Genomic DNA, 14,520 nt, shown 5'->3' with positions numbered 1-14,520 from the left:
GATCCGGACACCGATACGTCCGGGCCTCGCGGTAGGGCCAGTGGACGCCAGGTGACGCGTGCCCCTTTCCGGGGTCCCGTGCGCCCGTGCGCCCTCTTCCCCCGCAGGCGCGGCGCCGAGCGAGGGAGAGCCCCCACGTGACCATCGCGCCAGTCGACCCGGCCACCGCCGAGCAGAGTCAGCACCTCGGCCAGGACCAGCAGGACGCCCCCGGCACCGCCCTCCTGCGCACCCTGACCGACCTCACCGCCGACCTCACCGACACCGACCCCGGCCGGGTCGCCGCCGCCGCCCTGCGCGGGCGCAACGCACGCTCGGACGCCGCCGAACTCCGCGAGCTCGCCACCGAGTCCGCCGCCGGACTCATCTCCGAGGACCCGGCGTACTCCCGCCTCGCCGCCCGCCTCCTCGCCCGTACGATCCGGGACGAAGCAGCCACCCAGGGCGTCGGCTGCTTCTCCGAGTCCGTCGCCGTCGGCCACCGCGAAGGGCTCATCGCGGACCGTACGGCCGACTTCGTCGCGAAGCACGCGGCGGCCCTCGACGAGCTGGTCGACCTCGACGGCGACGACCGCTTCGAGTACTTCGGCCTGCGCACGGTCTACAGCCGCTACCTGCTCCGGCACCCCCTCACCCGCCAGGTCATCGAGACCCCGCAGCACTTCATGCTGCGGGTGGCCTCCGGCCTCGCCGAGGACGACAGCGAGCGGGCTCTCGCCGAGGTCGCCTCGCTCTACCGGCTGATGAGCCGTCTGGACTACCTCCCCTCCTCCCCCACTCTCTTCAACTCCGGCACCCGCCACCCCCAGATGTCGTCCTGCTACCTCCTCGACTCCCCGATGGACGAGCTGGACTCGATCTACGACCGCTACCACCAGGTCGCGCGCCTCTCCAAGCACGCGGGCGGCATCGGTCTCTCGTACTCGCGCATCCGCGCCCGCGGCTCCCTGATCCGCGGCACCAACGGCCACTCCAACGGCATCGTGCCGTTCCTGAAGACGCTCGACGCCTCCGTCGCGGCCGTCAACCAGGGCGGTCGCCGCAAGGGTGCGGCAGCCGTCTACCTGGAGACCTGGCACGCGGACATCGAGGAGTTCCTGGAGCTCCGCGACAACACCGGCGAGGACGCCCGCCGCACCCACAACCTGAACCTCGCCCACTGGATCCCGGACGAGTTCATGCGCCGCGTGGACCAGGACGGCCAGTGGTCGCTCTTCTCCCCCGCCGACGTCCCCGAGCTCGTCGACCTGTGGGGCGACGACTTCGACGCCGCCTACCGCAAGGCCGAAGCCGCGGGCCTGGCCAAGAAGTCCATGCCGGCCCGTGAGCTGTACGGCCGCATGATGCGCACCCTCGCGCAGACCGGCAACGGCTGGATGACCTTCAAGGACGCCTCCAACCGCACCGCCAACCAGACGGCGGAGCCGGGCCACACGGTCCACTCCTCCAACCTCTGCACCGAGATCCTTGAGGTCACCAACGACGGCGAGACGGCCGTCTGCAACCTCGGCTCGGTCAACCTGGGCGCCTTCGTCGACACCGCGGCCCGCGACATCGACTGGGACCGCCTGGACGAGACCGTCCGCACGGCCGTCACCTTCCTCGACCGGGTCGTCGACATCAACTTCTACCCGACCGAGCAGGCCGGGAACTCCAACTCCAAGTGGCGCCCGGTGGGCCTGGGTGCCATGGGCCTCCAGGACGTCTTCTTTCAGCTGAAGCTGCCCTTCGACTCCGCCGAGGCCGCGGCCCTCTCCACCCGTATCGCCGAACGCATCATGCTCGCCGCGTACGAGGCGTCCTGCGACCTCGCCGAGCGCTCGGGCCCGCTCCCCGCCTGGGAGAAGACCCGCACCGCCCGGGGCGTACTGCACCCCGACCACTACGGCGTCCAGGCCACCTGGCCGGAGCGCTGGGAAGCCCTGCGCGCCCGCATCGCCAGGACCGGCATGCGCAACTCCCTCCTCCTCGCGATCGCCCCGACCGCCACCATCGCCTCCATCGCAGGCGTGTACGAGTGCATCGAGCCGCAGGTCTCCAACCTCTTCAAGCGCGAGACCCTCTCCGGCGAGTTCCTCCAGGTCAACTCCTACCTGGTCAACGACCTGAAGGCGCTCGGCGTCTGGGACGCCCAGACCCGCGAGGCACTGCGCGAGGCCTCCGGCTCCGTCCAGGGCTTCAACTGGATCCCCACCGAGGTCCGCGACCTCTACCGCACCGCCTGGGAGATCCCGCAGCGCGGCCTGATCGACATGGCCGCCGCCCGCACCCCGTACCTCGACCAGTCCCAGTCCCTGAACCTCTTCCTGGAAACGCCCACCATCGGCAAGCTCAGCTCGATGTACGCGTACGCCTGGAAGAAGGGCCTGAAGACGACGTACTACCTGCGCTCGCGCCCGGCCACCCGGATCGCCCGCGCGGCCGGCTCGCAGACCGCTGCCGCCGCCCCCATCCCCGTACAGCAGGCGACCGACGCCGAAGCGCTCGCCTGCTCCCTGGAAAACCCCGAGTCCTGCGAGGCCTGCCAGTAATGTCCACTTCCACCGAGAAGAACCTGCTCGACCCCGGCTTCGAGCTGACTCTCCGCCCCATGCGCTACCCGGACTTCTACGAGCGCTACCGGGACGCGATCAAGAACACCTGGACCGTCGAGGAGGTCGACCTCCACTCGGACGTCGCCGACCTGGCGAAGCTCACCCCGGGCGAGCAGCACATGATCGGCCGCCTCGTCGCGTTCTTCGCGACCGGCGACTCGATCGTCTCCAACAACCTCGTCCTGACCCTCTACAAGCACATCAACTCCCCCGAAGCGCGCCTCTACCTCTCGCGCCAGCTCTTCGAGGAAGCCGTCCACGTCCAGTTCTATCTGACCCTCCTGGACACCTACCTCCCCGACCCGGACGACCGCGCGGCGGCCTTCGACGCGGTCGAGGAGATCCCCTCCATCCGCGAGAAGGCGCAGTTCTGCTTCAAGTGGATGGACTCGGTCGAGAAGATCGACCGCCTGGAGACCAAGGCCGACCGCCGCCGCTTCCTGCTCAACCTGATCTGCTTCGCGGCCTGCATCGAGGGCCTGTTCTTCTACGGCGCCTTCGCGTACGTGTACTGGTTCCGCTCGCGGGGTCTGCTGCATGGGCTGGCGACGGGGACGAACTGGGTTTTCCGGGACGAAACCATGCACATGAACTTCGCGTTCGAGGTCGTGGACACCGTCCGCAAGGAGGAGCCCGAGCTCTTCGACGACGCGCTCCAGCAGCAGGTCACCGACATGCTGAAGGAAGCCGTGGAGGCGGAGCTCCAGTTCGGCCGCGACCTGTGCGGCGAGGGCCTGCCGGGCATGAACACCGAGTCCATGCGCGAGTACCTGGAGTGCGTCGCCGACCAGCGCCTGGAGCGCCTCGGCTTCCCGAAGATCTACGGTTCCGCCAACCCCTTCTCCTTCATGGAGCTCCAGGGCGTCCAGGAACTGACCAACTTCTTCGAGCGCCGCCCGTCGGCGTACCAGGTCGCTGTGGAGGGCACCGTCGGCTTCGACGACGACTTCTAGGTCGTCTTCCGGATCGTTCTAGATCGCGTCTTTCTGCCGCCGGTAGTGCCGGGCGGCGCGGGCACGGTTGCCGCAGGAGGGTTTGCAGTACTCCTGGCGACCGTGCCCTTTGACGTAATAGCGCACGCAGCGCGGGGCGGTGCAGGCGCGGAGCAGTTCACGTTCGGGGCCGGAGAGGAACTCGACTGCGGCTCGGGCGAGTTGGGGTACGAGGGCGTCCGATTCCGAGCGGAGCTCCGTGTGCGGTTCCGTGTCCGGCTCCCATTCCAGGCGTACGTGTACGGGCTCGCGGGCCGCGCACGCGTTGAGGTGGGCCAGGGCTTCGGGGAAGGGCATCAGGCGGTGGGCGTCGAGTGGGCTCGGCGGGGCGGGGTGTACCGCGTGGGCGAACAACGCGCGGACCGCGCGGCGGAGTTGGAGGACTTCCGCGTGCAGGGGGGCGGTGACGGGTGCGCCTGCCAGCCAGGCGGACAGGCCTTCGGGGGTCGCCAGGTCGTCGGCGACTCCGCCGTGTCCGTCGTGCCGGACGGTGCTCACCAGCTCCAGCGCGGTGCGGGGCGCGCAGCCCCCTCTTGCGTTCTCCACGGGCGGCACCTTACCTTCCTAACGGTTTCTGATCCATTTACCGTTAGAGATTCCCGGGGGACCCGTGCTTCTGCTTGCCCAGATCAGCGATCTGCACCTGGACGGCACCGCCCGCGCCACCGAGCGCGCGGACCGCGTCATGAGGTATCTGCGGGAGCTGCCCCGCCCCGTCGATGCCCTGCTGGTCACCGGGGACATCGCCGACAACGGCACGGAGAGCGAGTACGAGGAGGCGGCGCGGCTGCTGGCGGCGCCGTTCCCGGTGCTGCCCTGCCCCGGAAACCACGACGTGCGTTCCGCCTACCGCAAGGCCCTGCTGGGCGAGCCGGGCGGTGACGGGCCGGTCAACCGGGTGCACCACGTCAACGGCGTCGCGATCCTGATGATCGACTCCACGATTCCGGGGCGCGACGAGGGACACCTGGACGAGGAGACGCGGGGCTGGATCACCGGCACGCTCGACGCCCTGGACGACGGGACGCCGGCACTGCTCGCGTTCCATCAGCCGCCGGTCGCCCTGCACCATCCGCTGCCGGACAAGTACCAGCTCCAACAGCCCAAGTGGCTGGGTGAGTTGCTCGCCGCACGGCCGCAGGTCGTCGCCGTGCTGACCGGGCACGCACACACCGCGGCCGCCTCGGCGTTCGCCGGGCGGCCTCTGGTGGTGGGTCCTGCGGTGACCTGGACGTTGCGGTTGCCCTGGGAGGGCGAGGGGGCCGCGGACCGGGAGCAGCCGCCCGGCCTGGCCTTTCACGTACTGGATGACGCGCATCGGCTGACCACCCATTTCCGGGTGGTGACCAGCCGACCGGACTAGCTGGTGAGCTCGTAGTGGGGCGCGAGGGCCCGCGAGGCGGCGGGCTGGGGGCGCTCGGCGCGGCGCAGCTGGCGGTCGATCCGGCGCTCGGCCGCCTGTCCGATGAGTGAGGGAAGTGCCAGAAGGGCGAAAAGGGCGAGAACGACGAGGTAGTTCAGGAATGTGTCCATGGCTCAACTGTCGTTCAGTGCGGCTGAATTGGTGAGTGGCAGGACTGTCATGACACATCGAATTACTGCCACACTGTCGGCATGCTGAGAAACGTTGCCGTGGCGCTGGTCGACGGGGTGAATCCCTTCGAACTGGGCGTGCTGTGCGAGGTGTTCGGGATCGACCGCAGTGAACAGGGGCTGCCCGTCTACGACTTCGCGGTGTGTGCGGTGCAGAGCGGTGAGCTGCCCGCCCGGTCGGGGGCGTTCTCGATCAATGTTCCGTACGGGCTCGACCGGCTCGAAGAGGCCGACCTGATCGGGATACCCGCCGACCAGCACTGCGAGTTCCGCGCCTACCCGGAATCGCTGCTGGAGGCCCTGCGCCGCGCCGTCGACCGGGGTGCGCGGGTGCTGAGCGTCTGCTCCGGCGCCTTCGTGCTGGGCGCGGCCGGGCTGCTCGACGGGCGGCGCTGCACCACGCACTGGCGGCACGTGGACGAACTCGCACGGCGTTACCCCAAGGCGCGCCTGGAGCCCGATGTGCTGTACGTCGACGAGGGCCCGGTCATCACCTCGGCGGGCACCGCCGCCGGCATCGACGCCTGCCTGCACCTCGTACGGCAGGAGAACGGGCCGGAGGTGGCCAACACCATCGCCCGCCGCATGGTGGTGCCGCCGCACCGGGACGGCGGTCAGGCCCAGTACATCGAGCGGCCGCTCACGCGCACCCGCTGCGACACCGTCGGCGAGGTGCTGGTCTGGATGGAGCGGAACCTCGAACTGGAGCTGACGGTCGAGGAGTTGGCGGCGCGCGCCCATATGTCGCCGCGCACCTTCGCCCGCCGCTTCCAGCAGGAGACGGGGACCACCCCGTACCGCTGGGTGCTGCGCCAACGCGTGCTGCTGGCACAGCGGTTGCTGGAGGCGACGGACGAGACGATCGACACGGTCGCGGGCCGCTCCGGCTTCGGTACGGCGGCGGGGCTGCGCCACCACTTCCTGCGCACCCTGGGCACCACACCGCACGCGTACCGCCGCACCTTCCGGGGCCCGGCCCGGGCGGCCTGAGCGGGTCCCTATGCCACGGCCGGAGCCCGGTCCGCCGCCGGAGCCCGGTCCGCCGCCGCTGTCGACGTCGTCGCCGCCGGGTAGTCGACGTAGCCCTCCGCGCCGCCCCCGTACACGTTCTCCGTCGGCGGCCCGGCGAGCGGGGTGCCGTCGGCCAGGCGGGCGGGCAGGTCCGGGTTCGTCATGAACAGGCGGCCTAGGGCGATCACGTCCGCGTGCCCGTCCCGCAACCGCCGCGCCCCTGCGGCGGGGCTGCTCGGCGCGGGGCCGTTCGTATTGGCGACGAGCGTCCCCGACCAGCGTGTCCGCAGGTCGGCGATGGCGTCGTACGCCCCGTTCTCCAGTACGTGCAGATAGGCCAGGCCCAGCGGCTCCAGCGCGTCGACCAGCGTCCGGTACGTGCCGCGCGCGTCGGCCTCGGCGAGCTGGTTCTCGGCGTTGTCCGGCGAGATCCGCAGGCCCACCCGGTCCGCGCCGACCTCGGCGACCACCGCCTCGACCACCTCCATGGCGAACCGCAGCCGGCCTGCGACCGAGCCGCCGTACTCGTCGGTGCGTTGGTTGGTGTTGTCGGCGATGAACTGCTGGATCAGGTAGCCGTTGGCGCCGTGGACCTCCACGCCGTCGAAGCCCGCCTCGATCGCGCGCCGCGCGGCGGACGCGAAGTCCCGTACGGTGTCGGCGATTTCACCGGCCGTCAGTTCGCGCGGCGTGACGTGGTCGAGCAGCCCGTCCCGGGTGAAGATCTTCGCCCCCTCGATGGCGACGGCCGACGGGGCCACCGGCGGCGCACCGTCCGGCAGCGTCACCGGATGGGTCATCCGGCCCACGTGCCACAGCTGGGCGAAGATCGTCCCGCCCTCGGCGTGCACCGCGTCCGTCACCTCGCGCCAGCCGCGCACCTGCGCGTCGGTCACCAGGCCCGGGATGCCGGGACCGCCCTTGGCGAGCGCGTTGACGTACACGCCCTCGGTGATCAGCAGCCCGGCCCCGGCGCGCTGCCGGTAGTACGTCGCCGCGTACGGTCCCGGCACCCCCGTCGCGTCATCGGCGCGCCCGCGCGTCATGGGGGCCATCGCCAGCCGGTTCGCCAGCGCCAGCCGCCCCGCCCGGTACGGCTCCAGCAACTCCCGCATCCCCGTCACGGCCCCGGCGCTCATGCGGCGCTCCGGTCCAGCGCGGTGACCTCGACCTCGATCTGCCAGTCCGGCTGCGCCAGCGAGACGACCTCGATCAGGGTGTCCGCCGGGTACGGCTCGGCCAGGAACTCGCCGCGCAGCGTGATCACGTCCGGCAGGTTCGCCGCCATGTCGCGTACGAAGATCCCGACCTTGACCACGTCCGGGAAGCCCAGTCCGGCCGCCTCCAGTACCCGCCCGACGTTCCTGAACGCCTGCCGGCCCTGCTCCAGGAACCCGCCCTCGACGGTCTTCCCGTCCTCCTCGAATCCGGCCTGGCCCGATACGTGGGCGAAGCCCCCGGCCCGTACCGCCTGCGATATCCGGTACGGCGCGTACCAGTCCGGAACGGTCGCGACCTTCTCGATGCTGGACATACCTCTCCCACCCCTCGATCTCGCCACTGAGACACTGGCATTGCTGCGTTACGGAACGTTCCGTAACGTCATGGAAGCTAGGGCCATCCCGGGCTCTTGTCAAAACGAAACGTAACGTCACGCGAGTGCATAGGATGTCGACATGACCCCCGACCCGAACAGCGAACGGCGCAGCGAACGCGCCCGCCGAGCGATTCTCGACGCGGCCTTCGACCTGGTGAGCCGCAAGGGCTTCGCGAAGGTGACCATCGAGGCGATCGCCGCCCAGGCCGGGGTGGGCAAGCCCACGATCTACCGCTGGTGGCGCTCCAAGGGCGCGGTGGTGCTGGAGGCGATGAACGAGGAGCTGGGCGACCGCTTCGCCTTCCCCGACACCGGCGACATCGCCGCCGACCTCACGGCCCAGATCACCGCGGTGACACACCAGCTGGTCACCGGGGGGATCAGCGAGGCCTTCCGGGGCGTGCTGGGCGAGGCCCAGAGCGATCCCGCCCTGATGAAGGCGTTCCGCGAAACGGTCCTGGAGCCCAGCATCGCGGAGTGCCTGGTCCGGCTGGAGTCAGCCGTCGCCGCCGGGCAGCTCCGCTCCGACCTGCCCACCGAGCTGATGGTCGACCTCTTCTACGCGCCGATCCACTACCGGCACTTCCTGGGCTTCGGCGACGACGCGGTACGGAGCAGCGCCGACCTCGTCCAGGAGGTCCTGCTCGGTCTGCGGCCCCGGCCGGACGCGGGCTGAACAACCGGTGCCCGGCCGCTCTCGTCGAGCGGCCGGGCACCGGGTGAACCCACGGGCGGGAGCTACGCGTTGGGCACGGTCTCGTAGCGGGCCGTGCCCTCCGCCATCTGCTTGAGGGCTTCCTTGCGCTCGCGCTTGGAGAGCCGGTCGATGTAGAGGCGGCCGTAGAGGTGGTCCGTCTCGTGCTGGAGGCAGCGGGCGAAGTAGCCGGTGCCCTCGACGGCGATCGGGTTGCCCTCGGCGTCCTGGCCGCGGACCACGGCGTAGTCGGGGCGGGCCAGCTCGGCGTACGCGGTGGGGACGGAGAGGCAGCCCTCGTTGGAGTCGTCCAGCACGCGGCGGTCGGCGGGCAGCTCGTCGAGGACCGGGTTGACGACCAGGCCGGTGTGGCGGACACCGTCGTCGTCGGGGCAGTCGTAGACGAAGACCTTGAGGTCGACGCCGATCTGGTTGGCGGCCAGGCCGACGCCCTCGGCGGCCTTCTGGCTGGCGAACATGTCGTCGATCAGCGCGGCGAGCTTGTCGTCGAACTCGGTGACGTCCTTGCACTCGCGGTGCAGCACCGGGTTGCCGACGACCGTGATGGGACGGGCGGTGCCGCGCTCGCGGTACGCCAGCTCACGCGCCTCGCAGTCCTCGGTATCGACCACGAACTCCGTGCTGACCTGCTCGTCGACCTGCTGCTGCTGCGCCATGTCCGCCGTACGCCTTCCTCAAAACCCGAAACACCCGAATCGATGCCCGTACAGCGTACGCGCAGACCTCAGCAGACCTCTTCGAGATCCCGCCACTCGCGGCTGTCCGGGCTGTCCGCGACCCAGCCGTCGAGCAGGCCGCGCACCAGTCCGGGGGGTGCGGCGAGGCCGCACTCGCGCTCGGGCACCCACAGGTCTCCGTTCGTACGGTGACCCAGCGGTCCCGGGTGTCCGGGCTCGCTGTGGTCGTGCGGGTCCAGGTGCTGCTCGCCGTCGCCCTCGTCGGAGGGCATCCGGGACTCCGAGCAGGTCCGGCACAGCAGCCGTACCGAGGACGACCAGTCCTCGGCGGCGAAACCGGCGTCGGCCGCGAGTCGCTCCAGGGCGTCCCGGTCGGCCTCGGTGGCCGCCTCAAGGAGGACCACCCACGTCGGCACCGGCGACGGGGCCCACAGCTCGATCTCGTCGAAGACGGGGAAGGAGGGCCCTGCGGCCGTCACCCGCTCCCCGTGCGGCACGCCGTCGTGCAGGACGACCTCGCCCCAGCGCCGCCCCGAGGACGGCAGCGGGATCGACAGCACCTCGATGCGCGCGGGGTCCAGCCTGCGGCCCCACACCACCTCGGCCTCACCCTCGGGCGACAGCCGTACGGCCGCGCTCCCGAGCTCCATGCCGACCGGCTCGCCGCTCTCCGTGGGGGCGCCGGGCACCTTCAGCCCGTACGCCTGCCAGGCCCGGCGCGCGAGCGGCCAGTCCTGGAGTGCGGTGGCGGCGATCCCGACGTTCCACCAGTCGGGGGCGCCGGTCTCGCGGTCGAGCAGCGCGACGGCGCGCAGCCCCGCGGCCCGCGCCTGGTCCCAGTCGTGCCGGAATTTGTGCAGCAGCGCCAGATTGAACCAGGACTCCGAGAGCCAGGGTTCGAGATCCGCCGCACGCGTCAGCAGCGCTCCCGCGTCCTCGTACCGACCGTCGCCGATCAGCGTGAACGCGCGGTCGGTGGCCTGCCGCCACGAGGCGGAGGGCCGATGCCGTACCTTCCCGAAGATCCTCACGATTCCCGCCTGCCGGTTGGCTCACTTCCCCTGCCCTGCTCTTGGCTGTGCCGCTTGGCTGCCGTGGCTGTCAGGGGCTCTCTTCGCATCCAACCATGCCCGGCTGGAGGCCCGCTCATTACCCACTGGTTACCCAGGTGGGGGCAGGGCGACTCCGCCCGCGAGGCGCCCCCGTCGAAGGACGCGGGCCAGTGATTCCACGACCTCGCTCTGGTAGTCGTGCCCGGTGCCCGAGCGCAGCCGCTCCAGCGCGCTCAGGGGGCCGGCCGCCCCACCCCCGCATTCCCCCGACAGGTCGACGTACGCGTTGACGGTGCGGACAATGCGGGCGGTGAGCGGCTGCTCACGGTACGGATCGGCCTGCCGCTCCACCACGTCGGCGACCGCCTCCGGCACCCCGGTCTGCCGTACGACTGCCCCGCCGAGCAGGGCGATGCGCCGCTGGTCGGAGGCGGGGAGCGAGGCGGTGGCCCCGGCCGGAACGGGGTCGACGAGCGAGAGCTGCCCGATGTCGTGCATCAGTGCGGCGTATTCCAGGAGCGTCAACTCCTTGCCGGAGAGCCCGAGTTCCCGGCCGACGGCCTCGGCGAGCACGGCCACCCGGCGGGCGTGGCCGGGGCGGGTGCAGCCCGCGATCTCGGTGGCCCTGGCGAGCGAGGCGATGGTCTGCCGGTAGGTGTCCCGTACCTCCGCGTACCGCCGGAACGACAGCTGGGTGAGCAGCAGCGGCACACAGAACACCGCCAGTGCCCACAGCCCCACCACTCCCACGGCCAGCGCCATCACCACCGAGCTGGCGCAGACCGCCGCCCCGATCCCGCGCAGCGCCCGCACCTCGTCGCGGAGCAGCGGGCCGTACGGGTGCCCGGTCCGCGCCCGTACGACGGTGGCGCCGAGCACGGCGTCGCACAGCCCGGTGAGCACCAGGAGCACCACCAGGAGCAGGGCGAAGCCCGGCCCCTGCCCGAGGTGCTCGCCGACGGCTCCGGAGTTGTAGAGGGGCTGGAAGCACAGGGCGGCGAACCCGACGGTGAGCAGCTGGCGGGCCATCCGGTCCGCCGTCGCCCCCCAGTCGGTGGGCCCGCGCACCCACCGGGGCACGGCCCCGGCGGCCAGCGCGAGCGCGGTGACGGCCACCACCTGGAGGACGCCGTGGGTGGTGGGACCGCCGCCGCAGTGGCCGAGGAGGGCGTAGGCGAGCGCCCCGGCGGTGCCGAGGGGCGCGGGCTCCCCGCCGCGGTGCGCGACCTCTCCGACCCAGATGAGCACCCCGAAGGCCGTCGCGATGCCGGGCTGGTCGACCCCGTCCCACAGGGTTGCCACGACGGCGACGACCACGAGCACGCCGACCACCCCACGCCCCACCACCAGCACGCGCCTCAACCGTCCCTGCGCTTGGCTTCGCCGCCACGGACGGCCTCGGCGCCACGGACGGCGTCGGCGGATGCGGTGTCCGGCGGGTCGGGGAGGAGCCCGGGGCAACGCCCCCACCCGCTTCCCGGCCGGCGCTGCCGCCCGAGCGAAGCCGCCTCGGAGGCGGCGGGGGAAGCCGCGCTCTCGGAGGCCCCAGTCCCGGAGGTCTCGGAGACCCCCGCCTCGGAGGTCTCCGAGACCTCCGTCACCACCCCCTCCTCATCCGCCGTAACGGCCGAATTCCACCCCTCCCGCCCCAGCGCCGCCACCAGTGCCGCCACCATCCGAGGGTCGAACTGCGTTCCCGCACACCGCTCCAGCTCGGTGACCGCCGCCTCCACCGGCCGCGCCCGCCGGTACGACCTGGTCGAGGTCATCGCGTCGAAGGCGTCCGCCACCGCCACCACTCGCGCGTACTCCGGAATCCGCTCTCCGGCCAGCCCGTACGGGTAGCCGCTGCCGTCCATGCGTTCGTGGTGGTGCAGGATCGCCGCCCGCGCCTCCCCCAGGAAGCCGATGCCGCGCACCATCTCGTGCCCGTACTCGGGATGGAGTTCGATGACTCTGCGCTCCTCCGGGGTCAGCGGCCCGTCCTTGCGCAGCAGCCGCGTCGGCACGCCGAGCTTCCCGACGTCGTGCAGGATCCCGGCGAACCGGAGCACTTCCCGCCGCTGCTCGTCCATGCCGAGCTCGGCGGCCATCATGGCGGAGGCCCGCCCGACCCGTTCGCTGTGGCCGCGGGTGTAGCGGTCCTTGAGGTCGACGGCGTGCACCAGTGCCCTGATGGTCGTCTGGTGGGCGTCGTGCTCACGCTGGTACTGGGCGAAGACCCAGCACGACAGGTACATGGGCAGCAGTACGAGGAGGGCGGCGGGCGGTCCGTAGGGGCTGCGCCAGAGCACGGCCATCATCAGCCCGGCCAGCCCGTGCACACAGTGCGGCGCCAGCGACCGTACGAAGAGCCCCCGCCAGGCGGTACGCACGGGGATCCGTTCGGCCGCGACCAGGATCCCGCCGTCGAGCAGCGTGAGTACGGCGCAGAAGCCCGCCATCGCGGCCCCGGCGGGCAGCAGCGCGTACGGGAACCCGGGCACCCCGCCCGCCTCACCGGGCCCGCCCAGCACCCCCCACAGCCACGCCCCGGCCCATACGGCGAGGGCGAGCTCGGCGGCCCGCCACACGCGCCGGGCGCCGGCGGGGGTGCGCGTCACGCGGCCGAGCAGGGCCCCGGGTACGGCGACGAGGGCGGCGGCGGAGGGCGGCAGCAGGAAGACGGCGGCGAGCGGCACGGGGAAGAAGGCCCCGGTCCCCACGGGCACGGTGATCCGCAGCAGCCGGCAGCGGGGCAGCAGCTCGCAGGCGGCGTAGAGGGCGGCGAGCAGGGCGACCGCGTCCCAGGGGGTGCGGTCGAGACCGGACAGGATGCCGAGCCCCGCGACGAGTACGGCGCTCAGGACGCAGGCCCGCGCTGCCGCCGGTAACGCTCGCACCCGTTCCCCCGCAACCCTTCGGGTCCGCACATGGGCGGCACCGTCGCCAAATCGTGCGCCACGCTAGCGATTTGAGGGCCCGGGTACGCGCAAAGGCCGTTGGTTCCCCCCATCGAGTGACACCACCCGGGGAACCAACGGCCCAAGTACTACGTACAGCTCACTGCTACTTCTTCGCCTGCTCGTTCACGGCGGCCGAAGCCACTTCGCCCGGCGACGAGGGGACGGGCGGCGCGAGCAGGTCCGGCGCGCTCCCGTCCTGGTCCGGCACGACCTGCCCGGCCCTTATCAGGTCGATCCGCCCGAGCACCTTCGACCGCAGGTCGACCGGTACGTCGTCGGAGCCGCAGCACCGCTTGACGAGCTTCTTCACGGCCTGCTCCAGGCCGTACTTCTCCAGGCACGGCGAGCACTCCTCGAAGTGCTCCTCGAACTTGGTGCACTCGCCGTCCGGCATCTCTTTGTCGAGGAACTCGTAGAGATGGTCGAGCACCTCAGAGCAGTCCGTCTCGTGCGGATCTCCGCAGCTCATGAGCCCGAGCCTTTCGCGTCGTTCGACTCCCCGGACGCTGCTCCGGCACCGGCCGGCACCAGACCGCGCTCGCGGGCGTAGTCCTCCAGCATGCCGCGCAGCTGACGGCGTCCACGGTGCAGCCGGGACATGACCGTCCCGATAGGTGTCCCCATGATGTCCGCGATTTCCTTGTAGGCAAACCCCTCGACATCGGCGAGATACACGGCGATCCGGAACTCCTCCGGAATGGCCTGCAGCGCCGACTTCACGTCCGAGTCGGGCAGGTGGTCGAGCGCCTGCGACTCGGCGGAGCGCAGACCGGTCGACATGTGCGACTCGGCACGGGCGAGCTGCCAGTCCTCGATCTCCTCGGAAGCGCTGCGCAGCGGTTCGCGCTGCTTCTTCCGGTAGGAGTTGATGAACGTGTTGGTGAGAATCCGGTAGAGCCAGGCCTTGAGATTGGTCCCCTCGCGGAACTGGTGGAAGGACCCGTACGCCTTCGCGTACGTCTCCTGAACCAGGTCCTCCGCGTCCGCCGGGTTGCGCGTCATGCGCAGCGCGGCGGAGTACATCTGGTCGAGGAAGCCCAGCGCGTCCCGCTCGAAGCGCGCGTTGCGCTCGGCGGTGGTCTCCTCCGCGTGGCCGGCTTCGGTCCCTGCGTCGGTCCCAGTGACCGGACCCACCTCCTTCAGCGCCGTGGCGAGCCCGAATGCGGACCCGCTCGACTCGGAGGATAGACGACCACCCTGCTTCCCCGCTGCCTGAGCGGGCACGGTCTTCGCCGCGGAAAGCACCGTCCACTCCAGGTCAGGGGCCTGCGGGCGGCGCGGGCAGATGGTGGAACCCATGCGGCGAACTCCCTCTCGTTTCTACGTCGGACGCAAGCGACAACA

Annotated in this window: 15 protein-coding genes; 5 read left to right on the top strand and 10 right to left on the bottom strand. The window is 71.2% G+C overall.

Annotation, left to right across the window (positions count from 1 at the left end; translation table 11 throughout):
* The first annotated feature begins 137 nt into the window (after positions 1-137).
* Positions 138-2,531 carry a ribonucleoside-diphosphate reductase subunit alpha gene (locus ACZ5PB_RS32255; protein ID WP_468696061.1) on the top strand — a complete coding sequence of 798 codons (2,394 nt, stop codon included), beginning with the start codon at positions 138-140 and terminating at the stop codon, positions 2,529-2,531.
* On the top strand, positions 2,531-3,547 hold the full coding sequence (locus ACZ5PB_RS32250) for a ribonucleotide-diphosphate reductase subunit beta (RefSeq protein WP_468696059.1): 1,017 nt from the start codon (positions 2,531-2,533) through the stop codon (positions 3,545-3,547). The genes ACZ5PB_RS32255 and ACZ5PB_RS32250 overlap by 1 nt, the downstream gene beginning before the upstream one ends.
* 18 nt (positions 3,548-3,565) lie before the next feature.
* Here ACZ5PB_RS32250 and ACZ5PB_RS32245 read toward each other — a convergent pair whose 3' ends face one another.
* Entirely contained in the window at positions 3,566-4,132 is a 567-nt protein-coding gene (locus ACZ5PB_RS32245) for a CGNR zinc finger domain-containing protein (protein WP_468696057.1), read from the bottom strand.
* Between the two features lie 64 nt (positions 4,133-4,196).
* On the opposite strand from ACZ5PB_RS32245, the gene ACZ5PB_RS32240 reads away from it, so the two are divergent.
* A complete protein-coding gene (locus ACZ5PB_RS32240) occupies positions 4,197-4,949 on the top strand; it encodes a metallophosphoesterase (protein ID WP_468696056.1) in 753 nt (250 codons plus the stop codon).
* Here ACZ5PB_RS32240 and ACZ5PB_RS32235 read toward each other — a convergent pair.
* Positions 4,946-5,119, bottom strand: coding sequence for a hypothetical protein (locus tag ACZ5PB_RS32235; protein WP_468696054.1), 174 nt, complete (start codon positions 5,117-5,119; stop codon positions 4,946-4,948). The two genes, ACZ5PB_RS32240 and ACZ5PB_RS32235, sit on opposite strands and share 4 nt — an antisense overlap.
* An 81-nt stretch (positions 5,120-5,200) precedes the next feature.
* Here ACZ5PB_RS32235 and ACZ5PB_RS32230 point away from each other — a divergent pair, with 81 nt between their 5' ends.
* Complete coding sequence (locus tag ACZ5PB_RS32230; RefSeq protein WP_468696053.1) at positions 5,201-6,169, top strand: helix-turn-helix domain-containing protein; 969 nt, start codon at positions 5,201-5,203, stop codon at positions 6,167-6,169.
* A gap of 8 nt (positions 6,170-6,177) precedes the next feature.
* Here ACZ5PB_RS32230 and ACZ5PB_RS32225 read toward each other — a convergent pair whose 3' ends face one another.
* Together ACZ5PB_RS32225 and ACZ5PB_RS32220 are read right to left on the bottom strand one after the other, a co-directional pair.
* Entirely contained in the window at positions 6,178-7,329 is a 1,152-nt protein-coding gene (locus tag ACZ5PB_RS32225) for an alkene reductase (RefSeq protein WP_468696052.1), read from the bottom strand.
* Positions 7,326-7,724, bottom strand: a complete 399-nt coding sequence (locus ACZ5PB_RS32220; protein ID WP_468696050.1) for a RidA family protein — start codon at positions 7,722-7,724, stop codon at positions 7,326-7,328. Before ACZ5PB_RS32220 ends, ACZ5PB_RS32225 begins: the two co-directional genes overlap by 4 nt.
* Positions 7,725-7,866: 142 nt before the next feature.
* Here ACZ5PB_RS32220 and ACZ5PB_RS32215 point away from each other — a divergent pair, with 142 nt between their 5' ends.
* Positions 7,867-8,463 (top strand): TetR/AcrR family transcriptional regulator, encoded by a 597-nt coding sequence (locus ACZ5PB_RS32215; RefSeq protein WP_468696048.1) that lies wholly within the window; start codon positions 7,867-7,869, stop codon positions 8,461-8,463.
* A 62-nt stretch (positions 8,464-8,525) separates the two neighbouring features.
* Here ACZ5PB_RS32215 and def read toward each other — a convergent pair whose 3' ends face one another.
* From def to ACZ5PB_RS32185, 6 genes are all read right to left on the bottom strand, one after another.
* Complete coding sequence (gene def / locus ACZ5PB_RS32210; protein ID WP_468696046.1) at positions 8,526-9,158, bottom strand: peptide deformylase; 633 nt, start codon at positions 9,156-9,158, stop codon at positions 8,526-8,528.
* Positions 9,159-9,226: 68 nt separating this feature from the next.
* On the bottom strand, positions 9,227-10,210 hold the full coding sequence (locus tag ACZ5PB_RS32205) for a tetratricopeptide repeat protein (RefSeq protein WP_468696044.1): 984 nt from the start codon (positions 10,208-10,210) through the stop codon (positions 9,227-9,229).
* Between the two features lie 129 nt (positions 10,211-10,339).
* Positions 10,340-11,584 carry an HD-GYP domain-containing protein gene (locus ACZ5PB_RS32200; protein ID WP_468696041.1) on the bottom strand — a complete coding sequence of 415 codons (1,245 nt, stop codon included), beginning with the start codon at positions 11,582-11,584 and terminating at the stop codon, positions 10,340-10,342.
* A 5-nt stretch (positions 11,585-11,589) separates the two neighbouring features.
* Positions 11,590-13,113: an HD-GYP domain-containing protein gene (locus ACZ5PB_RS32195; RefSeq protein ID WP_468696039.1), complete on the bottom strand. Its 1,524-nt coding sequence runs from the start codon at positions 13,111-13,113 to the stop codon at positions 11,590-11,592.
* A 166-nt stretch (positions 13,114-13,279) separates the two neighbouring features.
* Positions 13,280-13,645, bottom strand: coding sequence for a mycothiol system anti-sigma-R factor (rsrA, locus tag ACZ5PB_RS32190; protein WP_468696037.1), 366 nt, complete (start codon positions 13,643-13,645; stop codon positions 13,280-13,282).
* Positions 13,642-14,310, bottom strand: coding sequence for a sigma-70 family RNA polymerase sigma factor (locus tag ACZ5PB_RS32185; protein ID WP_384358528.1), 669 nt, complete (start codon positions 14,308-14,310; stop codon positions 13,642-13,644). The genes rsrA and ACZ5PB_RS32185 overlap by 4 nt, the downstream gene beginning before the upstream one ends.
* Positions 14,311-14,520: the final 210 nt, after the last annotated feature.

The organism is Streptomyces sp. NPDC032721 (assembly GCF_055579625.1).
Note: the sequence above shows the minus strand (reverse complement) of the source record. Positions and strands in the feature narration are given on the sequence as shown.